Below are 21,724 nucleotides of genomic sequence, written 5' to 3'. Positions count from 1 at the left end.
GTGGAGGGGGCCGCCGCAGGCGCTCACCCCCGCAAAACACCGAGGAAAACTCAGCCAGCGTCGTCCAGCGTCAACCCCGCGATCACCGGCCCGGGACTCTCGCGCACATCGGTCTGCAGCCAACTGGAGCCTGTCATCCCGGCCGCAGCGCAGCGGAGAGCCGGGACAAGGGTTATGCTGGCCGTTGTCCTGCTTGAGGTTCCGCCTCCTATGACAGCAGGCTACTATGTTTGCCAGCTTGACAATTTGGCGGAAATGCTGATTCTCGGTTGAATGGTTGACCCAATTTACATTGCGCTCGGCGAGCGGATCCGTCGCCGCCGCGAGAAGCTCGAACTCACACAGCAACAGCTTGCAGATCAGGTAAACCTCTCCCGCACCTCGGTCACCAACATCGAACGCGGTCGCCAAGCCGTGCTTCTGCACCAGTTGGTCTTGTTTGCTCACGCGCTTGACCTGAAGGTCACGGCGCTCATCCCAAGCGCGAAAGAAACGCCGAGCCTGATGCGGGCTGCGCCTGAGGATGAGATCGCCAAGATGATGAAGCGCTTGCGGGCCACGGCCTGATGGCCGGGTATGTACCCGCGCGCGTTCGGTACTCGCGGATAGATGCGATTGTCCGCGACCTGCTGGACGATCACGACGTCGTTGGTCCGGCCGTGCCGGTTGACGGAATAGCTCGAGCACTAGGGCTTGAGATCAAGGAAGGAAAGCTGGGCGATGTTTCCGGGATGCTCGTGCGCACCGATGCCGGCGCGGTCATCGGAGTGAACAGCAAGCACTCCGAAGGGCGGAAGCGTTTCACCATTGCCCACGAGCTGGCGCATTTTCTCCTTCACACGGGCCTGCTGACCCACGTCGATCGAGATTTCCGAGTGAACTATCGGAACGAAGAATCGTCCCAGGCGACAAACGTTGAAGAGATCGAGGCCAATTATTTTGCGGCTTCGCTCCTGATGCCCTTCGACTTCCTCGAAATGCTAGACGCCGAGGACGCGGTCGCCGACGACGAGGAGGCCGCTGCTCTAGCTCGTACGTTTGGCGTGAGCCAACACGCGATGAGCCTCCGGCTCGCGAACGTCTACGGGCGATACAAGCCCTTTTAGGGTCGGCTGAAAGCTCGCCCGCACGTGATTTTCTAGTTCGCACAGAGGCGAGCCCAGCTGCCGGCTCCGCTGCGTCATTCTGTCACACGTCAGTGTCAATCACACAAACAGCCTTGCGATACCTACCAAATTGGCAGATTAGAGCGGTGGCGTATCGCACACCGCATCGTCCACGAAACAGGTCAATCAAGGATAAGGTAATGGCCAAGAACGAAGACAATAAGCCCCCGGACGAATCCCCGAAGGACAAGCCCGGGAAGCCGGACAAGCCGGACAACAAGATCACCATCACCGTGATCTACAACGGCGCGCCGATGCCGCTGGAGGTAAACTCGAACCAAGCGCTTCAGGCGGTTCTCCAACACGCGCTCCAGCTGTTCGGCCTCTCCGAAGGGCCGGTGCTGTTCAACGAGGGCGGGCAGGAACTCGCGCTGAACCAGAGCGTCACCAACGCCGGCCTCGTCGCTGGGTCCCGCATCATCCTGCGGCCGCGCGCGGTTGCTGGGGGTGTCCTGTGCGGATGAAGGTTCCCGCCCCGATCGTCGATCAGACTTTCGCGCAACTCCGGCGCTGCGGTGCCGGAGTTAGCGAATGCCAGGCGCTCTGGCTCGGCCCGTGGTCAGAGCCGGACAAAGTGACCGAAATGATCCATCCGCAGCACAGCGCGTCACCGGTCGGATTCCAGGTGGATCCGGTTTGGCTTCATCAACTCTGGCTGCGACTGGCCAAGGATGGCCTCGGTATTCGCGTCCAGATTCACACGCACCCCGGCGCTGCCTATCACTCGGCCACGGACGACGCCTACCCCATCGTCCACCAGCCCGGATTCCTCAGCCTCGTCATTCCACGATTCGCAACTGGCACCGTTGGATTCGACCAAGCCTTTCTCGCCCGAATCGATGACGCCGGCACCTGGGGCGAAGTGGCAATTCCCGACTACCTCGAGGTGACCTAATGAGCGTGTTTCTCACCGACGCCCTGAGCCGGACCCTTTTGCTGATGCGCGACTCCCTGGGCGCAGACGTCACGAATGCTCAACTTCTCTCAGCGCTTACCGACACTTCCGTTGTTCTCGCCGCCGACGCCGACGCGATCTCGACCCATTCGGGCCAGTCGGCATTCGTAACGGCAGCGCTGCTCATGGCCCGCTCAGGTCATCGCGTTTACCTGATGTCTCCGGAAACCACCTTGATCGGAGATCAACCCCCGCTGGCTGGAACTCGGCTGGTAGACGGATTGCTTCAGGTTGGACGCGACCTTCTCCCGACTATTGCTTTCACGGCAGGACCGCCGGCCGGTCGCGTGGATTTGGTGGTGCGCTTCGGCGCGGCCAATCCCCAGGTCGAAGCAGGGCAAACAATCTCAATGAACGCCGCCGACTGGAGCGCCACTTTGGGGCCGGGCGACAATGCCAAGGCTTGGCAGGCCGACGACTGGCCGTTTGGAGGCCTCGCTGCCGCGGCACTCGCGGCGGGTGAGGCGTTCAAAACGTCTATGCGCCGCCTCCGTGAGCATGCGAGGGCGCCGGCGGCGTTTGATGTTGCACATGCTCCAGCTAACCCGGTCTGCGTGGAACTTGCACCGCCCTGCACGCCGCGTGTGGTTAGCTTGCCCGATACAGACCTGATAAGCGGCGGCGCGCTCACCAATGCGGCGCTCTATGCGCTTCTCCGTCTGCCAGGAGCGACGGGACGCATGCGGGTTTTTGACCACGACGACAGCGCGCTCAGCAACCTCAATCGGAACATGTTGCTGGTCCGGTCGCGCCTCGAAATCAAGAAGGTGGACGATCTCGCGCGGTTCAGCGGCCGTCTCCAGATCACGCCGGTGGCGCGACGGTTCGACAAAGCGCTGGCGGCGAGCGAGCGGCTGCCTTCCACTGTCCTAGTTGGCGTAGATGACATTCCGTCGCGCTGGCTCGTTCAAAAGCTCGTCCCTGAATGGCTGGGCGTCGGCGCGACGGCTGGGTTCATGGCGATGTCCTCGTTTCACACACCAGATCTGCCGTGCGCGGGTTGTCTTCATCCCATCGCGTCCGAGGCCGAAGGGCCAATTCCGACCGCCGCGTTCGTCTCGTTCTGGGGTGGGCTCCTCCTCAGTGCTCAATTTCTTCGGCACCTGGCCGGAGAGGCCATCGAACAGCAACAAATGGTGGCGTTTCCACTGCGCGCCGAAGGGAATTACAGCCACGCGATACTTGCTGATCGAGAATGCCCGGTGGACTGCGAGGCTGCCAGGAAACGGAAAAGCGCCGCCTGAAGCCTCAATGCGCCCCATCCCAATCCAGCGCACTCTTCGCCTCCACCTCCAGCGGCACTGACAATCCCACCGCCGGTTCCGCCGCCCGTTCCATGACGCGGCGGATCAGCGGCAGCGCCCGGTCCACCTCCGCGTCCGGCGCCTCGAACACCAGTTCGTCGTGGACCTGGAGGAGCATCGTCGTCTCCAGTCCGGCCTGAACCAACGCCCCCGGCATCCGCATCATGGCGCGGCGGATGATGTCGGCGGCGCTGCCCTGGATAGGGGCGTTGATGGCGGCGCGTTCGCCGAACTGGCGCTCGGCGGCGGATTTGGAATGGATGGCCGGGATGTGGATCCTCCGCCCGAACAGGGTGGTCACGAAGCCTTGCGCGCGCACCGTCTCCTTCGTCCGGTCCATATAGGTGCGGATGCCGGGGAAGCGTTCGAAATAGGTCTTGATGTAGGCGCCGGCCTCGGACTGGTCGATGCCCAGCTGGTTGGCCAGGCCGAAGGCCGAGATGCCATAGACGATGCCGAAGTTGATGGCCTTGGCCCGGCGGCGGGTCTCGGCTGGCATCCCCTCAACCGGCACGCCGAACATCTCTGAGGCGGTGGCGGCATGGATGTCGAGGCCCGCCGCGAACGCCGCCTTCAGCTCGGGGATGTCGCCGATGTGGGCCAGAAGGCGCAGCTCGATCTGGGAATAGTCGGCCGAGATCAGCACATGGCCGGGCGCGGCGATGAAGGCCCGGCGGATCTGGCGGCCCGTCTCGGTTCGGATCGGGATGTTCTGCAGGTTCGGGTCCGATGAGGCCAGCCGGCCGGTCGAGGCGGCGGCCAGCTGATAGCTGGTATGCACCCGGTCGGTGTCGGGGTCGGCGGCGGCGATCAGGGCGTCGGTATAGGTGCCCTTCAGTTTCGACAGCTGGCGCCATTCCAGAATGACCCGCGGCAGGTCGTGGGTCAGGGCCAGGGTCTCCAGCGTCGCCGCGCCCGTCTCCCATTGGCCCGACGCCGTCTTCTTGCCGCCGGGCAGGGCCATGTCGCCAAACAGGATTTCGCCCAGCTGTTTGGGGCTGCCGATGTTGAAGGGGCGGCCGGCCAGCTGCTCGGCCTTTTCCTCCAGCCGGGCCATCTCCAGGCCGAACTCACTGGACAGCCGTTTCAGCTCGGTCGGGTCGATGCGGATGCCGGCCTGTTCCATCTCGGCCAGGACGCGGGGCATCCCCCGCTCCAGCGTCTCATAGACGGTGGTCAGGCGCTCTTCGTGCAGGCGGGGTTTCAGCAGGCGCCACAGGCGCAGCGTCACATCCGCGTCCTCGGCCGCATAGCGCGTCGCCGGGGCCAGCTCGACGTGTTTGAAGCTGATCTGCTTCTGCCCCGCGCCGCACACCGCCTTGAACGGGATCGGCTCGTGCCCCAGGTGCAACCGGCTCAGCTCGTCCATCCCGTGGCCGTGGATCCCGCCCTCCAGCACATAGGAGATCAGCATCGTGTCGTCGTACGGCCCGACCGTGATGCCGTACCGCGCCAGGACGCCCAGGTCGTATTTCAGGTTCTGGCCGACCTTGAGCACGCCGGGGTGTTCCAGCAGGCGTTTCAGTCGGGACAGCGCCTGATCCATCGGGATCTGTTGCGGCGGGGCGGCGCTTTCGGTCGGCCCGCTCAGCAGGTCGCCGCCCGGCTGCGGCAGATTATCGTGATCCAGCGGGATGTAGCAGGCGTCGTTCGGTCCCAGCGCCAGGCTGACCCCGACCAGGCCGGCATGGGTCGAGGACAGGGCGTCGGTCTCGGTGTCGACCGCCACCACCCCGGCCTCCAGCGCCCGGTCGATCCAGGTCTGGAGGGCCTCCGGCGTCTGGACGCAGGCGTAGGCGTCCACATCAAAGCCCTGCGGGTCGCTGACGGCCGCCGGGGCAGAGGGCGCATAGCGCGGGGTCGAGACGGGGGCGGATGGCGTTTTGGCCGGGGCGCTGGGTGCCGCAGGAGGCGGCACCTTGCCGTCACCGACACGGCTCCTCAAGGAGCGGAACTCCATCTCATCGAGGAAGGCGGCGAGCTGGTCGGGGTTTGGGTCCCTGACGGCGAAATCGGCGATCGGCTCGGGAGCCGGAACATGGTCGTCCAGGCGCACCAGCTCGCGGCTGAGCCGGATTTGATCGGCAAAGTCGATCAGGGTTTCGCGGCGTTTGGGCTGTTTGATCTCGCCGGCGCGGGCCAGCAGGGTGTCCAGGTCGCCGTATTCGCCCAGCAGCTGGGCCGCCGTCTTGGGGCCGATCCCGGGGGCGCCGGGCACATTGTCGACGCTGTCGCCGACCAGGGCCTGCAGGTCGATCATCTGGTCAGGGCCGACGCCCCACTTTTCGATGACCTCGGGCACGTCGATCGACCGGTCCTTCATCGGGTCGAACATGGTCACACCGTCGCCGACCAGCTGCATCAGATCCTTGTCCGATGAGACGATGACGGCCTCGCCGCCGGCCTCACGCGCCAGCCGTGCATAGGTGGCGATCAGGTCATCGGCCTCGTAGCCGGCCTGTTCCACCCCGTGCACGCCGAAGGCGGCGGTGGCCGTCCGCACCAACGGAAACTGGGGCACCAGGTCTTCCGGGGCCGGAGGTCGATTGGCCTTGTAGTCGGCATAGAGGTCGTTGCGAAACGTCCGCTCGGAGTGGTCAAAGATGGCCACCAGATGCGTCGGGCCGTTCTCGCCCTTCATGTCCTTGAGCAGCTTCCACAGCATGTTGCAGTAGCCCTGGATGGCCCCCACCGGCAGGCCATCGGACTTGCGCGTCAGGGGCGGCAAGGCGTGATAGGCCCGAAAGATGTAGGCCGAGGCGTCGATCATCCACAGACGCAGGGGGGCGGAAGGGTTCGGCTCGCTCATACGGATCAGATAGCGCGTTTGATCCGAAAGGTCGCGCCCTCCCTAAGCGCGGAAAAACGGGCTATGGGGAGCATATGACTCCAGAGATTTCCGTCGTCGTTCCCGTCCATGATGAAGAAGGTGCCGCCGGGCCGCTCGCGCGCGAGATCGCCGAGGCCTTCAAGGGCCGCAACTTCGAGATGGTTTTCGTCAATGACGCCTCCAAGGATAACACCCTGGCTGAGCTAGAGGCCTTGCAGGCCGAGCTTCCGCAGCTGCGGGTCCTGACCCATGCGAAGAATGCGGGTCAGAGCCGGGCGGTTCGCTCCGGTGTCATGGCGGCACGCGCGCCAGTCATCGTCACCCTGGACGGTGATGGCCAGAACCCGCCCGCCGATGCGCCCAAACTGGCCGATGCCCTGGTCGCCGCCCCGCCCGAGGTCGCCCTGGTCGGGGGGGTGCGGGCCAACCGCCAGGATACCGGCTCCAAACGCTGGGCCTCCAAATGGGCCAACGGCTTTCGCAAATGGCTGCTCAAGGATGACGCCGACGATACGGGGTGCGGCCTCAAGGCCTTCCGGCGAGATGTGTTCCTGCGCCTGCCCTACTTCGATCACATCCACCGCTATCTGCCGGCCCTGGTGATCCGCGAAGGCTATCAGAACCGCTTCATGAATGTGGACCATCGGCATCGCGAAACCGGGCGGTCGAAATACACCAATCTGGGGCGGCTGTGGGCGGCGCTGTCCGACATGATCGGCGTCATGTGGCTGCGCAATCGCGCCCGCAATCCGGGTCAGGTCAACGAGGTCTGAGGGGCCGCACTCCCCTCAGGCACGACTTCGCTTGGCGGACCCCTGCGAACGGCGATATGATTCGCCCCCTAACGGTCGAGGGAGCTGACCCATGCTGACTGCGTTTCCGCTTCTGGTGATCCCGGTGGTCATCTATGCCGTCTATGCCCTGACCAGCCTGTCCGGGACGGCAGTAAGCGATCCCAACTTCGTGCTTCAGTCCGCCCTGATGAGCGTCAACATGCCGTCGGGGGGCACCTGGTCGATGGGGGTGGGCGATCTGCTGGTCTTCTTCGGGCTGATCTTCCTGTTCTTTGAGCTGCTGAAATCGACCTCGAGCCAGCGCGTGGCCATCGTCAACCATGCCCTGTCGATGGCGCTGTTCGTCCTGTGCCTTCTGCTGTTCCTGCTGTTGCCGTCGTTCGCCACCTCGACCTTCTTCCTGATCACCATCATGGTGCTGCTGGATGTGATGGCCGGCTTCATCGTCACCATCATCACGGCCCGGCGCGACCTGGATATCGGCGGCGACGTCCAGATCTAGGTTCAATCGACCTTCAAAGACCCGTCATTCCCGGCCCCAGGGGCGCGCCGCTTACGCGGCCCCGCCCGAGGGGTATGCCCGCCGGGAACCCATCACCGCCTTGAATATCCGGCCGTGCTTGGTGTGGGGACAACCGCAGTCGTCCGGCAGACAGCGGCGGCGATGGGTGGCCGGGACGCGCCCGGCCATGACGAATGTGTTTGTTCGCAGGCGAATGATCGATCGGAATGTCGGCTCGATCTAGCCGAAGGCGACGAAGATCAGGGCCACCACCAGGGTATCGACAGCGCGCGCGACAAAGGTGAGGACAGTGGCCATGGAACAATCCGGTCAAGACGACCGGGTCACTCCAGCAAGGAGCGGGCCAGATGCCCGCCCAGCCCTCAGATGTCGGTTTTCTTGACCTGACCGGGTTTGGGGCGGCGATCACCGGCACCGGCATATTCGGAACTGAGGTAGGTCGAGCGCGCCTTGCCGAGCACTTCCTGCCCACCTTTCAGTCCGCGCTTGAGCCCATCCTGTCCCAGAAGCTGGGCGTCGAAGGCTGAGGGTCCGGCGTCGCGGCCCGGCGCGGGCGACGGCGGCACATCGTGATCCTCAACAGGTTCGATCGGCACCAGATCGCGCCCGTCATTGTCGACCTTGGCCCGACGCAGCGTGCGACGCCGCTCACCCTCACGGCGATCCTGAATGCTGGACGGCGGCCGAACGGGATCGGTCATGGCTTGGGTGGGGTCCCCGAGATGCGGCTGAGCTGGGCCTGCATTTCCTCCATCTGGCGGCGCATCTGTTCCAGGGCCGCGGCCTGGGCCTCGAGCAGGGGGTTGGCAGGGGCGCTGGGCGTGGCCTTGGGGGCCTCGGCCTTGTCGGGGGTCGCAGCCGATGCCGCCGACGCGCCCGGATAGGCGAAAGGGGTGAACATCTTCATTGCCCGTTCGAACATGGCGGTGTTCTGGCGCACCTGTTCCTCGAACATGGCCGCACCGGGGGCCGCGCTGAAGGTCGAGGCGAACTGCTTGCGGAACTGTTCCTGCTGCTGGATGAAACTATTCATCGACAGCTCCAGGTAGCTGGGCACGAGAGATTGCATCGAGTCGCCGTAGAAGCCGATCAACTGACGCAGGAACTGGATTGGCAAGAGGCTGGTGCCCTTGGACTCTTCCTCGAAGATGATCTGGGCCAGCACCGATCGGGTGATGTCGTCATTGGACTTGGCGTCGACGACCTGGAAGTCGATGCCGTCGCGCACCATGGCCGCCAGACTGTCGAGGGTCACATAGGCGCTGGTCGAGGTATTGTAGAGGCGGCGGTTCGCGTACTTCTTGATGATCACGCGCTCGCCTGAGGGCTTGTCGGCCCCGTTGTTCTGATCCGTCACGCTGTTTTCCCGTGCCCTGAACGATGCAGGGATTATCCCGCAACCGCGAGACGCTGCAAAGCCCCGTTATTGCGCCGCGAAAACAACGCCGACCATGACCGCCGCATAATGGGCCCCCGCCCCGGCGACGACGAAGCCGTGCCAGATGGCCCGGCGGAAGGGCAGGCCCTGCCGCACAAATATGAAACAGCCCAGCGTATAGATCAGCCCGCCAGCCACCAGCAGGCCCAGCGCCAGCGGCGACACGCCGCCGATCATCGGCTGGATCGCCAGAACGGCCAGCCAGCCGAAAATGACATAGACGACACTCCAGAAGACGTCATTCAGGCGCGGCGCGAACAGCTTGGCGATCACCCCGCCGACGGCCAGGGTCCAGACCAGGGCCGTAAAACCGATGGACCAGATCGGGTCCTCAAACCTCTGGGTGGTGAAGGGCGTGTAGGAGCCGGCGATCATCAGAAAGATAGCCGCCTCATCGAGGCGCCGCAGGACCGGCCGGGCCTTGCTGGGCCGCGTCAGATTATAGGCCACCGAACAGCCAAGCATGGCGATCAGACAGACCGCATAGATGGCCGTGGCCGCGATCATCCCCGGGCCGCCGACAAAGGCCGACAGAACCGCCAGCACGATACCGCCGATGCCGGCCAGACCCAGCCCCACCAGATGCACCCACAGGTCGGCAAGACGCTCGGCACGGTTCGGATAATGTTCGATGAAGTCCAGCGCGTCGGCGACGCACAGACGATCAAGAAGACGGCGGCGTGGTTTAGACATGAGACTACCCCAACACGTGGCTCTTATGGCCGTTCCCATCAAACTAGGTGATGGAAGCTGACAGGCGATGAATTCGAGGCCGAATTCCCCGTTCCAGGTGACGGGGCGGGATTCGTGAGGCAAAAGCGCAACAACCTTTTGCCGAGGAGTTAAGCCATGACCCAGGCCGTGATCGTCGCCGCCGCCCGCACCCCCGTGGGATCCTTCATGGGTGGCTTGTCCACCCTTCCCGCCTCCAAACTTGGCGAGGTCGCCATCCAGGCGGCGCTGGTTCAGGCGGGCGTGAACGCGGCCGATGTCGATGAGGTGATCCTGGGTCAGGTGCTGACCGCCGGCCAGGGTCAGGGTCCGGCGCGACAGGCGGCCATCGGTGCAGGCGTGCCCGAAAGCGCAGCGGCCTGGGGCATCAACCAGATCTGCGGCTCAGGGCTTCGCGCGGTGGCTCTGGCAGCGCAGCAGATCGAACTGGGCGACGCCACCATCGTCGTCGCCGGCGGTCAGGAAAGCATGAGCCAGTCCCACCATTCCGCCGCCCTGCGCGCCGGCCAGAAGATGGGCGACCTGGGCCTGGTCGATACCATGGTCAAGGACGGTCTGTGGGACGCCTTCAACGGCTACCACATGGGCCAGACCGCCGAGAACATCGCTGAACGCTGGCAGATCACCCGTGAGGAGCAGGACGCCTTCGCCGTCGCCAGCCAGAACAAGGCCGAAGCCGCCCAGAAGGCCGGAAAGTTCGCCGACGAGATCGCGCCGGTCACCATCAAGGGCCGCAAGGGCGACACGGTGGTGGATCAGGACGAATACATCCGCCACGGGGCGACGATCGAGGCCATGGCGGGTCTGCGCCCCGCGTTCACCAGGGACGGATCAGTCACCGCCGCCAATGCGTCGGGCATCAATGACGGGGCCGCCGCCCTGGTCGTCATGTCAGCGGATGAGGCGAAGAAGCGCGGCCTGACGCCGCTGGCGCGGATCGTGTCGTCGGCCACGGCCGGCGTCGATCCGGCGATCATGGGGACCGGCCCGATCCCGGCCTCGCAGAAGGCGCTGGACAAGGCCGGCTGGACCGTCGCGGACCTGGATCTGGTGGAATCCAACGAGGCCTTTGCGGCGCAATCGCTGTGCGTGGCCAAGGAGCTGGGCCTCGACCCCGCCAAGGTCAACGTCAACGGCGGGGCCATCGCCATCGGCCACCCTATCGGTGCCTCGGGGGCCCGGATCCTGACCGCCCTGCTGCATGAGATGAAGCGTACCGGCGCGAAAAGGGGCCTGGCAACGCTGTGCATCGGCGGCGGCATGGGCGTGGCCATGTGCGTCGAGCGGGGGTGAGGGCCGGGGCCCTCCTAGTCGGCCTGGTTCTGCTGGGCGGTTGCCAGGCCGAGACGGCGCTGAAGGCGGACGCTGGGAGGGCGTCGAGCCAGAGCCCGGCCGGTCTGGTGCCCCTGCCGTGTGACGGGTCGGAACCCATGGGCCCGGCCCATCCCTTCTACTGCTCGCGGGATCGCGTCTACGTCAGGCCCGAGGCCCGCGCGGCCATGGTTGAGGCCGCGCGTGAAGTGGCCCGCCGATTTCCGGGGACCCGGCTGATCTTCATGGACGCGTCAGGCCCGGACGGCATCGTCCCGTTTGAGCCCCACCTCAGCCATGGCGACGGCCGCCAGGTGGACGTGTCCTTGTTCTACTCCGCCCTGGACGGCAGGCCTATCCATGGCCCGCCACCGGGCAGCCGCCGAAATGGCTATGGCAACTATGAGCCGCCCCGCCCCGGCGACCCCCAACCGTGTCGCGGCATTGACCGTCCGAACGACGACCAGGACCCGCCTGCGGATCGCGCCTGGCGGCTGGATGATGCGCGTAGCCGCGCCCTGACCGAGCTTTTCGCCGCCGACCCCCGCGTTCGTCGAATTCTCATTGAGCCCCATCTGGAGCACCGCTGGAACCTCGACGGAGAGAGCAAGCTGCGCTTTGCCGGCTGCCAGGCGGCGCGGCACGACGACCATCTGCACATCGATTTCAACTGAGTGGTGAATCGGACCTTCCCCGTCACCGCCGCGCACGCTAAGGCATTCATAGAACACGCGTCCGTCAGAGACGCTTTCAAGGACAGAGAGGAAACCCCATGGCTCGCACAGCCCTCGTCACCGGTGGAACCCGCGGTATTGGCCGCTCGATCTCGGCGCGCCTGAAGGCCGACGGCTTTAACGTCGCCGCCGGTTATTCGGGCAATGACGACGCCGCGCGCGCCACCGCCGAAGAGCTGGACATCATGGTGGTCAAGGGCAACGTCGGGAAGTTCGAGGACTGTCAGCGGGCCGTTGCCGAGGTCGAGGAACGGTTCGGACCGGTCGAGATCCTGGTCAACAATGCCGGCATCACCCGCGACGGCTTTTTCCACAAGATGTCGCCGGACCAGTGGAGCCAGGTCGTCAGCGTCAATATGGACAGCCTGTTCAACATGACCCGCCAGGTCATCGAGGGAATGCGCGACCGCAATTTCGGGCGCATCGTCAACATCAGCTCGATCAACGGTCAGAAGGGCCAGGCGGGCCAGACCAACTATTCCGCCGCCAAGGCCGGCATGATCGGCTTCACCAAGGCCCTGGCCCAGGAGAATGCGCGCAAGGGGATCACGGTGAACTGTGTGGCACCCGGCTATATCAATACCGAAATGATGGATTCCATTCCCGAGAACGTCATGGCCTCGATCGTGGGGGCGATCCCGGTGTCACGTCTGGGCGAGGCCGAGGAAATCGCCGCCGTCGTGGCCTTCCTGGTGCGCGACGACGCCAGCTTCATCACCGGCTCGACCCTGTCGGTGAACGGTGGCCAGTACATGCTGGGCTGAGACACGCCTGAGGCAAGGCGCCGCACCGCCGCAAATCTGCCTCGCTGAGCGTGCACTGATCCGAGAATGGTCGGAAAGTCCCCGAGAAACATCTGGTTCCTCGCGGTCCTGATTGCTTGCTCAATCGGGTCGGTGGCGACGCCTGTGCGCGCCGATGGCCTGGATCTTCAGGGCCAGATCGACGCCTTGTGGACCACCATATCCAACCAGCAGCAACAATCCCTGCGCGACCGTATCCTGGGGCCACGCACACAGTACCGCGAGGTCGCGGTGGTGCGCTTCTCCAGCCAAGGCGGGCCGGACTTTGTTCTGGATCAAACCAGCAATCGTCCCCTGTTGCGATTCGACGGGTCCAACGAGATCTGGGTCCTGCGCCCCTCGGCGGGCCTGCGCGGCGACATCTACTATCGCAATGACGTCGGCGAGGTGATGTTGCGCACAACCCGTCTGGGCGGGGTGACCCTCTATACCGGTGCCGCGCCGAACGGCCTGCCCTGCGCGGTTGCCGGTGAAGCACGCCGTCTGAACCTTCCCGAGCACGACATCCGCTTTCTCCTGCGCCATTTCATGCGGGAATCCGTGCGGGCCGGACAGGCGATCGGCCAGGACTTCGAAATCACCGCCCGCGCGGTGGATCCTGCGGCCAGCGATGTTTACGGCGATGCCGCCACGGTGGCGGTGGACGGGATCGCGCGTCTGGCCGGAACCCGCAGCGGGCGGGAGCGGATGTCGGGTCTGCGTTCCATCCTGATTTCTTCGGGGCCTGGACCGGATGTCCGGCGAAATGGTGAGACGCTGCTGCTGACCGTCTCACCGCGTCTGGGGGCGGCCGGCCGGCCCTCCTCAGCCCGGGTCGCCCGCGCGCTCAGCTAAGGATCCGGCACTCCGGCCAGCGGCCTTGCGCCGAGGCGGTCACCCGCGCCCAGCCCTTCGCCTCCCTCCGGTTCGGATTGGGCCTCAGCACCATGTCGAACACGTCGTCCAGACCAAAAGGGGCCGCGACCGAGATCGTATCGTCATCCTCCAGCCGCACCCCCACCGCAAAGGCCGGGCAGACGAACCGCGACAGGGCCTCATCCGTATTTGCCAGGGGTTCATAGGGCTCGCCGAACCGGCCCTGGAACCACAGATGCACCCGCGCCTGATTGCGGACTTCCACCGTTGAGCGGAACGGCTCGTCGAACGCCTCTGCGACCCGTTTGATAAACACATCCTCGGCGTCCCAGGAGGTATCCGGGTCGAAATAGCCGATGTCGAAGTCCTTCAGCCCATAGGCCGGACCGCGCCCGGTCTGGTGGTTCCACACCGTCTGATAGACCGCGCCGGAGAACAGCCGCCAGTCCGGCAGACGCAAGGCCCGCATGGTGGTCAGGACGTGCATGACATCCGGGCTGGCGCGAAGGATGTCAGCGAGGTCGTCGGCACGTGCAGGGGTCATGGCCACTGTCTAGCGGGGACGACCTCTCCGGGCCAAGGGCGTCGCCGCTGGAGGGGCGCGTTTCCACGGTGAAAATGTCGGAGGATCGGTCCACGGTGGACGTCCCCTTTCGTCATCCTCCGGCGCGCGCGTCTCGACCGGGGGATCCAGACAAGGGGCCACGCCTGAGCACACCCAGGTCAGGCACCCTGGATCCACCGATCTGCGCCGCCAGGGCGGCTTGTCGGAGGATGACGAAAGGGGGGCTGCTACCCCTTATACGCCGGCAGATACTGCGCCAGCCGCGCGCCCATCTCGGTGCCCAGCGCCTGAAGGCCATTGAGTGGCCGGATCATCACCTCGAAGTCGGTGATCAGGCCGTCTTCGTCGAAGCGGATCATGTCGATGCCTTTCAGGGACTTGTCCCCGACATCGGCGCTGAATTCGAGCGCGACATTCAGACCGTCTTCAGTGGCGAACTGGCGGTGGTATTCGAAGTTCTCGAAGATGGTGATCACGGTCGACAGGATCAGCACCACTGCCTCGCGCGACTGATAGGGCTTGAAGGCCATGGGCGAGCGGAAGGTCGCGTCCGGGTGCACAATCGACGGCAGGTCGGACAGGTCGCGCGTCTCGATCATCCGATGCCAGGTCTGCATCGACAGGACGACGGCGGGGTGCAGCTGGCTCATGGTCGGCTCCGGGATCAGATGGCGGTGGCCAGGGTGACGCCCTGGTGGATGGCGCGCTTGGCGTCCAGTTCGGCGGCGACGTCGGCCCCGCCGATCAGCCGGGCCTCGACACCCAGCGCGGCCAGGGCGTCGTGCAGGCTGCGGTTCGGTTCCTGTCCGGCGCAGACGATGACGGTGTCGACGTCCAGCGTCTTCGGCTCGCCGCCGACCGTGAGGTGCAGGCCCGCATCGTCGATCCGCTCATAGGTGACGCCCGGCACCATGTGCACGTCTCGGGCCGCCAGTCCGGCACGGTGGATCCAGCCGGTGGTCTTGCCGAGGCCCGCCCCGACCTTGGAGGTCTTGCGCTGCAACAGCCAGACGTCGCGTACGGGCTTTTCCGGCTCCGGCTCGGTCAGGCCGCCGCGCTGCTCATAGTCGGTGTCGACGCCCCATTCGGCGAAGAAGACCTCGGGGTTCAGACTGGCCTTTTCGCCGGCGTCGGTGATGTATTCCGCTACGTCGAAGCCGATGCCGCCAGCGCCGATGATGGCCACCTTTTCGCCGACCGGCTTGTGATCCTTCAGGACGTCCAGATAGCTCAGGGTATCGGACCGATCCGCGCCCTCAATGTCCAGCTTGCGTGGGACGATGCCGGTGGCCAGCACGATCTCGTCATAGCCGGCGCCGGCCAGATCCTCGGCGGAGACGCGGGTGTTCAGCCGCACATCGACGCCGGTCTGGTCGAGACGCCGCCGATAGTAGCGCAGCGTCTCGTGGAACTCTTCCTTGCCTGGGATGGTCTTGGCGATGTTGAATTGACCGCCGATCTCGCCGTCCGCCTCGAACAGGGTCACCGTGTGGCCGCGCTCGGCCGCCGTGGTGGCGAAGGCCAGGCCCGCAGGCCCCGCCCCGACCACGGCGACCGACTTCGGCGCCGTCGTCGGCTCAATGACGATCTCCGTCTCGTGGCAGGCGCGCGGATTGACCAGACACGAGGTGATCTTCAGCGAGAAGATGTGGTCCAGACACGCCTGATTGCAGCCAATGCAGGTGTTGATGTCCTCGGCCCGGTTCTCGCGCGCCTTTCTGACGAAATCGGCGTCGGCCAGGAACGGCCGCGCCATCGAGACCATGTCGCACGCGCCCTCCTCCAACAGGCGTTCGGCCACCTCGGGCGTATTGATCCGGTTGGTCGCAATCAGCGGAATGCCGACCTTGCCCATCAGCCGCTGGGTCACCCAGGCGAAGGCGCCCCGCGGCACCTTGGTGGCGATAGTGGGGATGCGCGCCTCGTGCCAGCCGATGCCGGTGTTCAGGATCGTCGCGCCCGCCGCCTCGATGGCCTGGCCCAGCTCGATGACCTCTTCCAGAGTCGAGCCGCCCTCAACCAGATCCAGCATCGACAGCCGGTAGATGATGATGAAGTCCGGCCCCACCCGCTCACGCACGCGCCGCACGATCTCGACGGGGAAGCGCATCCGGCGGGCATAGTCGCCGCCCCAGTCGTCGTCACGCTGGTTGGTGCGCGCGGCGATGAACTCATTGATGAGGTAGCCCTCCGAGCCCATGATCTCCACACCGTCATAGCCGGCATGCCGCGCCAGAGCGGCGCAGGTCACATAGTCCTCGATGGTCTGTTCAACCTCTTCGGACGTCAGGGCGTGGGGCACGAAGGGATTGATCGGTGCCTTCAGGGCGCTGGGGGCCACCAGATCCGGCTGATAGGAGTAGCGGCCGAAATGCAGGATCTGCATGGCGATCTTGCCGCCCTCAGCATGGACGGCCTCGGTGACGACGCGGTGATGATCGGCCTCATCTTCGGTCGCCATCACCGCCCCGACCGGCGCAGGGCGCCCCTTCAGATTGGGCGCGATGCCGCCGGTGACGATCAGCCCGACCTCGCCGCGCGCCCGCTCGGCATAGAAGGCCGCCATGCGCTCAAAGCCGCCGGGGATCTCTTCCAGACCCAGGTGCATCGAGCCCATCAGGACGCGGTTGCGAAGGGTGGTGAACCCCAGATCGAGCGGGCGGTTCAACAGCGGATAGGCGTCCATCGGCGTCAGTCCTCCAGCGGCCAGCCGTGATTCAGCGGCCCATGTCCGTTCCCATAGCCCGGCGCGCGCCGGATGGCCTCAGCGACATAGGCCCAGGCCCGCGCCACCGCGGCCTCCAGCGGAAGGCCTTGGGCGATCCCGACCGCACAGGCGCTGGCCAGGGTGCAACCCGTGCCGTGGGTCGAGGTGGTGTCGATGCGCGGCCCCTCAAGCAGGGTCTCGCCCGAGGGCATCAGCAGCACATCGATCAGGGTGTCGCCCTCGACATGGCCGCCCTTCACCAACGCAGCCTTCGCGCCCATCCTCAGCAGGGCCTCGGCCGCCCGGCGTTGACCGTCGAGATCAGCGACCTCGATCCCGGTCAGGGCCTCGGCCTCCGGCGCATTGGGCGTGATCAGGGCCGCGCGGGGAACCATCAGGGTTCGCACCGCCTCGACCGCCTGACGCGGCAGCAGAGAATGCCCGCCCTTGGCTACCATCACCGGATCGATCACGGCGGGGGCGTCGGCCTCATCCAGCAGCCCGGCGACGACCTCGACCACCGAGACGGTCCCCAGCATCCCGGTCTTGACCGCGTCGGTCCCGATGTCGCCGAGCACCGCCCGTGCCTGGGCCTGGATGATGTCGATGGGGGCGGCGTGAACATCGGTGACCCCCAGGGTGTTCTGCACCGTCAAGGCCGTGATCGCCGTGGTCGCAAACCCGCCCAGCATGGTCACGGCCTTGATGTCGGCCTGAATGCCGGCTCCGCCGCCCGAGTCGGACCCGGCGATGATGAGGACGCGGCCGTTCATCGGGCGGCGCTTTGCGGCGAGATCGTCATGCGGCGGTCATGGCCCGCCGCATGACGAGAGGCAAGCACTTCAGGGCTGGAGCGCCCCGGCCATGAAGGCGATCACCTGGGGCCAGGCTTCGGCGCGGGCCGCCGCATTGGCTTCGGGCGTGCCGCCGCTGCGTCCGCTGTCGCGCGGGCCACCGTCTCCGACCAGATCGTGGCCGGCCTCGGGATAGATCAGGGCGGTGGTGGCCAGACCCGCCGCCTCACGGCTGCGGACGATGGCGCGCGCAGCGTCGCCGGCGTTCCACTGTCCATCGCGGTCGCCGGCGATCAGGATCAAACGGCCGGCAATATTCTCGACCGGGATACGGGCCACGGCCTCGCGCTCAGGATGGTCGGCCCGGCCATTCTCGTGGATGGCGCGCAGATCGGCCACACCCGGCCCGGCCAGCAGCCCCTCGACAAAGCCGCGATAGGGCATGAACGGCAACGCCTGCCCCTCGAACGAAAACGATGAGCGGGTCCCTTCGGCCTCGATGGTTTCCAGGCCCCAGCCCTCCCAGACGAGATCGGTCGGCGTATAGGCCACTACCGCGTCGATCCACGGATAGCGGCTGGCCGCGATCAGGGCGAACTCAGAGCCCTTGGAGGCCCCGAACAGGCCGAAATGCTCGACATCGGCCTGGGGCATGGTGGCCAGCACATCGCGCAGCTCGGCCAGCTGGTCGATGCGGATGTCGACAAAGCTGCCGGCGATCCCCGGCAGGGGCTGAGGCGGGCCATAGTCGCCCCAGTCCGGCGAATAGTAGGGCAGCCCGACCACGGCATAGCCGAGACGCGCCAGGATCGGTCCATAGCGGTCGCTGGCGTCGGTCCCACCCTCGGCCCCGTGCAGGATCACCACCACGGGCAGGTGCTCGGCCCCGACGGGCGCTTAGAGGTTGGCGTAGGGAAAGCCCGGCACCGGGGTCACGCTGACCTCGGCCTCCTGGGCCAGGGCCGGTGTCGCGATCAGCGACACGAGGGCGGCGAACAGGGCGAGGGCTCGCCGGGTCAGGTGGGTCATGCAATGGCTCCATGCGCGAGACGTCGCGCTCTGGTCCTAATCGCCGCCGCGCCCAGGTTTGGATGCGTCAGGCCGACTTTTTCAGAAACCACACCCGCGCCGCGCCCCAGGTGCGCTCATCGACCAGCTGATAGCCGGGCGCTTGCAGGTCCAGATCATCGGCCGCGCGCTCGAACACCACAACGGCTTCCGGCGCCAGCCAGTCGCCCTCGATCAGCTTGGTCAGGGTCTGTTCGCCCAGCCCCTTGCCGTAGGGCGGATCGAGGAAGGCCACGGTGAAGGCCTCGCCGGCCGAGCCGGGCCGGACGCCCAGGTCGGTCGCGCTGCGGCGATGCACGCGGGTCTTGCCGAACAGGCCCAGGTTTTCGGCATTCTCGCGGATCGAGCCGCGCGCGTCATCGTCGGTCTCGACGAACAGACAGAAGCTCGCGCCCCGGCTGATGGCCTCAAAGCCCAGGGCGCCCGAGCCGGCGAACAGGTCGATGACCCGTGCGCCGTTCAGGTCCGGTGCCCAGCTCGCATGGGCCAGGACGTTGAACAGCGCCTCGCGCGCCCGGTCCGATGTGGGCCGGGTGCCCTGCCCTTCGGGCGCAACCAACGCCCGACCACGAAACTGTCCGCCGACGATCCTCATGGCGAAGCCTCTGGACCGAAAGCGGGGTCCGATGCAACGGTCCCGGCATGGCGAACCTTCTGTCACCGAACCATTGGTCCCAGGCCGTGCGTGAGGCGCGCGACCGCCCCTATGTCGAGGGAGCCCGCTCTCCGCGTCCATGGTTGAAGCTGTTGCTGCTGGTTCTGCTGGCGGTAGCCCTGTTGATCGGGGCCGCCGTCGCGCTCGGGGCTCTGGCGACAGTGGGCTCCGAGGCAGGCTGGCTGAATCTCGAGATGTTCGACGGAGCCTACACAGCCCAGAGCCTGATGGACGAAGTCATCTTCGTTGCTACCCTCGGCGTTGTGCTGTTCAGCCTGGCATCGGCCCTGCTGGTCGCCGCCATGATCGTCTACCGGCGGGGTCCGGGAGCCTTCCTGTGGCCTTGGCCTCGCGGCGGTTTCGGCCTGTTCCTGACCGGCTTTGCCGTCATGTTTCTGGTGGCCCTGGCTCTCTGGCCGGTCATGGAATGGATGGAGCCCGGCGGTGGACCTGGCCCCCTGCTGGATCCTGCACAAACACTCGATGCGCGTCTGACCTACGCTGCGGGTGTCACGGCCGGATTGCTGGTCGCCGCCGCGGCCGAAGAGATCGCCTTCCGAGGCGTGCTGTTGCGCGTCACGGGCAGCCTGACCCGCAGCCTCATTGTCATCTTGCTGGTCAATGGCGTGCTGTTTTCCGCCATCCACCTGGACCCCGACCCGGTCGCCTTCGCCGCGCGCGCAGCCTCCGGCATGGTCTGGGCCTGGGCGGCGCTCAGGCTGGGCAACCTGGCCTTCGCCATCGGGGCCCATCTGGCCAACAATCTGTTCATCGCCCTGTTGCAGGCCCCGATTTCAGAGGCGGCGATACCTGGGCAGAATATCCCTCTGGAAGCCCTCGGCCTCCAGGCGGTCAGCCTGATCGTCGTCCTGCTGGCCGTTGAGGTCCTGGCGCGACGACGCGCCCGCCTGTTCTAACTTCTGGGCTTGCGAGGGCCAGACGGACGCCCGCCGCCCGGCTTGCCACCGCCGGGACGAGGGCCTGAGCGCGGCCCGGAACGCGGCCCACCGGGGCCACGCGGCTTGAAGTCGCGCTGGGGACGATCTCCGCCGCCCGCACCGTCGCGCGGCTTGAAATCGCGTTTGGGACGATCTGCACCGCCTGCGCCATCCCGGGGCTTGAAGTCACGCTTCGGGCGATCCCCGCTCCGTTCGCCGTCCCGGGGCTTGAAGGCGCGCTTGGGACGGTCGCCAGATCCCTCACCGTCGCGCGGCCGATAGGATCGCTGGGGCCGGTCCCCGCCGCCTTCACCGTCACGCGGGCGGAAACTGCGCTTGGGGCGGTCGCCGCCCGTCTCACCATCACGCGGGCGGAAGGCACGTTTGGGTCGATCCCCGAATCCTTCGCCGTCGCGGGGTTTGAAATCGCGGCGCGGGCGATCGCCGTCGCGGCCCTTGAAATCCCGACGCGGCTGGTCGCCTTCTTCCTTGCGACGTTGGCGGCGCTCAGCATTCTCGGCCATCCCGGCGACCAGGGCCGCTTGTCTGGCCGCATGGGCGCGAACCTTGGAGGGCTTCATCGACGGATCGGCCATGCCTTCGCGGCGCTTGCCCTTCGTCGGGGACAGAGGCTCGACGTCATCCCCCATCGGCAGGCTTTCGGGGTGAATCATCTGGGCGAGCTGCTCGCGGATCACGCGCGGACCAACCTCGGCCACCTCGCTCTCGGCCAGCGTGCCCAGCTGGAACGGCCCGTAGGACAGGCGGATCAGGCGATTGACCGTCACGCCCAGATGCTCGAGCACCTTGCGGACCTCACGGTTCTTGCCCTCGGTCAGCGACACCGAAATCCACAGATTGGCCGGAGCCTTGCCGTCTGCTGATGTCTCCTTGGCCTTGTCCAGGGTCGCCTCGATGGGGCCATAGCGCACGCCTTCGATGACGATGCCGTTCTTGAGGGTATCCAGCTTTTCCTGGGTGACCTTGCCGCGCGCCCGGGCCCGATAGCGACGTACCCAGCCGGTCGACGGCAACTCAAGCGCACGGGCCAGCTCACCATCATTGGTCAGGAGCAGCAGGCCCTCGGAGTTGATGTCCAGGCGGCCAACCTTGACGACGCGCGGCATGCCTTCGGGCAAGGCATCGAAAACCGTGGGGCGACCTGCAGGATCTTTCGCCGCCGTGATCAGGCCCACCGGCTTGTGGAAACGCCAGACGCGCGTGGCCTCGGGCCGCTCGACCGGGCGGCCGTCGACGGTGACGACATCCTGGCTGCTGACCAGGACGGCGGGGGTATCCAGAACCCGACCATTGACGGCAATCCGGCCGAGGCCAATCAGCCGCTCGACCTCGCGGCGCGAGGCCACGCCGGCGCGCGCCAGGCGCTTGGCAATGCGCTCCTTGCGAACGGGGGCGGCGGGGGTTGTGTCTTTCGGCTTGCCGGATCTGGGCGGCTTGCCTTGGCCGAAGGTCTTGGCGGGCGGCTTTGTCATGCGCGCGCCATACACGAGGCGAGGCCGGGCGCGAAGGCCTGACGCGCGCACTCAGGCTG

At 66.2% G+C, this 21,724-nt stretch carries 24 protein-coding genes; 12 read left to right on the top strand and 12 right to left on the bottom strand.

Going from position 1 to position 21,724, the window contains the following annotated elements; all coding sequences use genetic code 11:
• Positions 1 to 273 precede the first annotated feature (273 nt).
• From G391_RS14010 to G391_RS0106040, 5 genes are all read left to right on the top strand, one after another.
• The gene (locus tag G391_RS14010) at positions 274 to 567 is read left to right on the top strand and encodes a helix-turn-helix domain-containing protein (RefSeq protein ID WP_051257176.1); all 294 of its coding nucleotides are present in this window, start codon (positions 274 to 276) and stop codon (positions 565 to 567) included.
• Complete coding sequence (locus G391_RS0106055) at positions 567 to 1,106, top strand: ImmA/IrrE family metallo-endopeptidase (RefSeq protein WP_035303930.1); 540 nt, start codon at positions 567 to 569, stop codon at positions 1,104 to 1,106. Before G391_RS14010 ends, G391_RS0106055 begins: the two co-directional genes overlap by 1 nt.
• Positions 1,107 to 1,306: 200 nt before the next feature.
• The gene (locus G391_RS14005; protein ID WP_035303929.1) at positions 1,307 to 1,630 is read left to right on the top strand and encodes a DUF2604 domain-containing protein; all 324 of its coding nucleotides are present in this window, start codon (positions 1,307 to 1,309) and stop codon (positions 1,628 to 1,630) included.
• Complete coding sequence (locus G391_RS15135; RefSeq protein WP_051257175.1) at positions 1,627 to 2,061, top strand: Mov34/MPN/PAD-1 family protein; 435 nt, start codon at positions 1,627 to 1,629, stop codon at positions 2,059 to 2,061. The genes G391_RS14005 and G391_RS15135 overlap by 4 nt, the downstream gene beginning before the upstream one ends.
• Entirely contained in the window at positions 2,061 to 3,365 is a 1,305-nt protein-coding gene (locus tag G391_RS0106040; protein ID WP_029086730.1) for a ubiquitin-activating E1 family protein, read from the top strand. Before G391_RS15135 ends, G391_RS0106040 begins: the two co-directional genes overlap by 1 nt.
• A gap of 4 nt (positions 3,366 to 3,369) precedes the next feature.
• Here the strand turns inward: G391_RS0106040 and polA are convergent, their stop codons facing one another.
• The gene (polA, locus tag G391_RS13995; protein ID WP_035303928.1) at positions 3,370 to 6,234 is read right to left on the bottom strand and encodes a DNA polymerase I; all 2,865 of its coding nucleotides are present in this window, start codon (positions 6,232 to 6,234) and stop codon (positions 3,370 to 3,372) included.
• A gap of 74 nt (positions 6,235 to 6,308) precedes the next feature.
• On the opposite strand from polA, the gene G391_RS0106030 reads away from it, so the two are divergent.
• Together G391_RS0106030 and G391_RS13990 are read left to right on the top strand one after the other, a co-directional pair.
• A complete protein-coding gene (locus tag G391_RS0106030) occupies positions 6,309 to 7,028 on the top strand; it encodes a glycosyltransferase family 2 protein (RefSeq protein WP_029086729.1) in 720 nt (239 codons plus the stop codon).
• A 91-nt stretch (positions 7,029 to 7,119) separates the two neighbouring features.
• A complete protein-coding gene (locus G391_RS13990) occupies positions 7,120 to 7,551 on the top strand; it encodes a hypothetical protein (RefSeq protein WP_035303927.1) in 432 nt (143 codons plus the stop codon).
• 383 nt (positions 7,552 to 7,934) lie between these two features.
• On the opposite strand, the gene G391_RS0106020 is transcribed toward G391_RS13990, so the two are convergent.
• From G391_RS0106020 to trhA, 3 genes are all read right to left on the bottom strand, one after another.
• Complete coding sequence (locus G391_RS0106020) at positions 7,935 to 8,273, bottom strand: hypothetical protein (RefSeq protein WP_029086728.1); 339 nt, start codon at positions 8,271 to 8,273, stop codon at positions 7,935 to 7,937.
• Positions 8,270 to 8,929, bottom strand: coding sequence for a polyhydroxyalkanoate synthesis repressor PhaR (gene phaR / locus G391_RS0106015; RefSeq protein ID WP_029086727.1), 660 nt, complete (start codon positions 8,927 to 8,929; stop codon positions 8,270 to 8,272). Before phaR ends, G391_RS0106020 begins: the two co-directional genes overlap by 4 nt.
• Positions 8,930 to 8,995: 66 nt before the next feature.
• Entirely contained in the window at positions 8,996 to 9,703 is a 708-nt protein-coding gene (trhA, locus tag G391_RS0106010) for a PAQR family membrane homeostasis protein TrhA (RefSeq protein ID WP_035303925.1), read from the bottom strand.
• A gap of 156 nt (positions 9,704 to 9,859) precedes the next feature.
• On the opposite strand from trhA, the gene G391_RS0106005 reads away from it, so the two are divergent.
• From G391_RS0106005 to G391_RS0105990, 4 genes are all read left to right on the top strand, one after another.
• Complete coding sequence (locus G391_RS0106005; protein ID WP_029086725.1) at positions 9,860 to 11,035, top strand: acetyl-CoA C-acetyltransferase; 1,176 nt, start codon at positions 9,860 to 9,862, stop codon at positions 11,033 to 11,035.
• Complete coding sequence (locus G391_RS13985) at positions 11,032 to 11,727, top strand: hypothetical protein (RefSeq protein ID WP_051257174.1); 696 nt, start codon at positions 11,032 to 11,034, stop codon at positions 11,725 to 11,727. Before G391_RS0106005 ends, G391_RS13985 begins: the two co-directional genes overlap by 4 nt.
• A 98-nt stretch (positions 11,728 to 11,825) precedes the next feature.
• Positions 11,826 to 12,551: an acetoacetyl-CoA reductase gene (phbB, locus tag G391_RS0105995; RefSeq protein ID WP_029086724.1), complete on the top strand. Its 726-nt coding sequence runs from the start codon at positions 11,826 to 11,828 to the stop codon at positions 12,549 to 12,551.
• 66 nt (positions 12,552 to 12,617) lie between these two features.
• A complete protein-coding gene (locus tag G391_RS0105990) occupies positions 12,618 to 13,424 on the top strand; it encodes a DUF4908 domain-containing protein (RefSeq protein ID WP_029086723.1) in 807 nt (268 codons plus the stop codon).
• Here G391_RS0105990 and G391_RS0105985 read toward each other — a convergent pair.
• The 7 genes from G391_RS0105985 to rsmD form a co-directional block, all read right to left on the bottom strand.
• The gene (locus G391_RS0105985; RefSeq protein ID WP_029086722.1) at positions 13,417 to 13,989 is read right to left on the bottom strand and encodes a nucleotidyltransferase family protein; all 573 of its coding nucleotides are present in this window, start codon (positions 13,987 to 13,989) and stop codon (positions 13,417 to 13,419) included. The genes G391_RS0105990 and G391_RS0105985 overlap by 8 nt on opposite strands.
• A gap of 248 nt (positions 13,990 to 14,237) precedes the next feature.
• Positions 14,238 to 14,660 (bottom strand): nuclear transport factor 2 family protein, encoded by a 423-nt coding sequence (locus G391_RS0105980; protein ID WP_029086721.1) that lies wholly within the window; start codon positions 14,658 to 14,660, stop codon positions 14,238 to 14,240.
• Between the two features lie 14 nt (positions 14,661 to 14,674).
• Positions 14,675 to 16,696 (bottom strand): NADPH-dependent 2,4-dienoyl-CoA reductase, encoded by a 2,022-nt coding sequence (locus G391_RS0105975; protein WP_029086720.1) that lies wholly within the window; start codon positions 16,694 to 16,696, stop codon positions 14,675 to 14,677.
• 5 nt (positions 16,697 to 16,701) lie between these two features.
• Positions 16,702 to 17,490 carry a bifunctional hydroxymethylpyrimidine kinase/phosphomethylpyrimidine kinase gene (gene thiD, locus G391_RS0105970; RefSeq protein WP_029086719.1) on the bottom strand — a complete coding sequence of 263 codons (789 nt, stop codon included), beginning with the start codon at positions 17,488 to 17,490 and terminating at the stop codon, positions 16,702 to 16,704.
• Positions 17,491 to 17,559: 69 nt separating this feature from the next.
• Positions 17,560 to 18,387: a dienelactone hydrolase family protein gene (locus G391_RS13980; RefSeq protein ID WP_425393393.1), complete on the bottom strand. Its 828-nt coding sequence runs from the start codon at positions 18,385 to 18,387 to the stop codon at positions 17,560 to 17,562.
• A 21-nt stretch (positions 18,388 to 18,408) separates the two neighbouring features.
• On the bottom strand, positions 18,409 to 18,540 hold the full coding sequence (locus tag G391_RS15910) for a hypothetical protein (RefSeq protein ID WP_281168404.1): 132 nt from the start codon (positions 18,538 to 18,540) through the stop codon (positions 18,409 to 18,411).
• Between the two features lie 67 nt (positions 18,541 to 18,607).
• The gene (gene rsmD / locus G391_RS0105955; RefSeq protein ID WP_029086718.1) at positions 18,608 to 19,174 is read right to left on the bottom strand and encodes a 16S rRNA (guanine(966)-N(2))-methyltransferase RsmD; all 567 of its coding nucleotides are present in this window, start codon (positions 19,172 to 19,174) and stop codon (positions 18,608 to 18,610) included.
• 47 nt (positions 19,175 to 19,221) lie between these two features.
• Between rsmD and G391_RS15130 the strand changes: the two genes are divergently transcribed.
• Positions 19,222 to 20,151 (top strand): CPBP family intramembrane glutamic endopeptidase, encoded by a 930-nt coding sequence (locus G391_RS15130; RefSeq protein WP_051257172.1) that lies wholly within the window; start codon positions 19,222 to 19,224, stop codon positions 20,149 to 20,151.
• Here G391_RS15130 and G391_RS13970 read toward each other — a convergent pair.
• Complete coding sequence (locus G391_RS13970) at positions 20,148 to 21,665, bottom strand: pseudouridine synthase (protein ID WP_051257171.1); 1,518 nt, start codon at positions 21,663 to 21,665, stop codon at positions 20,148 to 20,150. The two genes, G391_RS15130 and G391_RS13970, sit on opposite strands and share 4 nt — an antisense overlap.
• Between the last annotated feature and the right edge of the window lie 59 nt (positions 21,666 to 21,724).

Origin of the sequence: Brevundimonas aveniformis DSM 17977 (genome assembly GCF_000428765.1) — a bacterium.
In the GTDB taxonomy this organism is placed as follows: domain Bacteria; phylum Pseudomonadota; class Alphaproteobacteria; order Caulobacterales; family Caulobacteraceae; genus Brevundimonas; species Brevundimonas aveniformis.
Note: the sequence above shows the minus strand (reverse complement) of the source record. Positions and strands in the feature narration are given on the sequence as shown.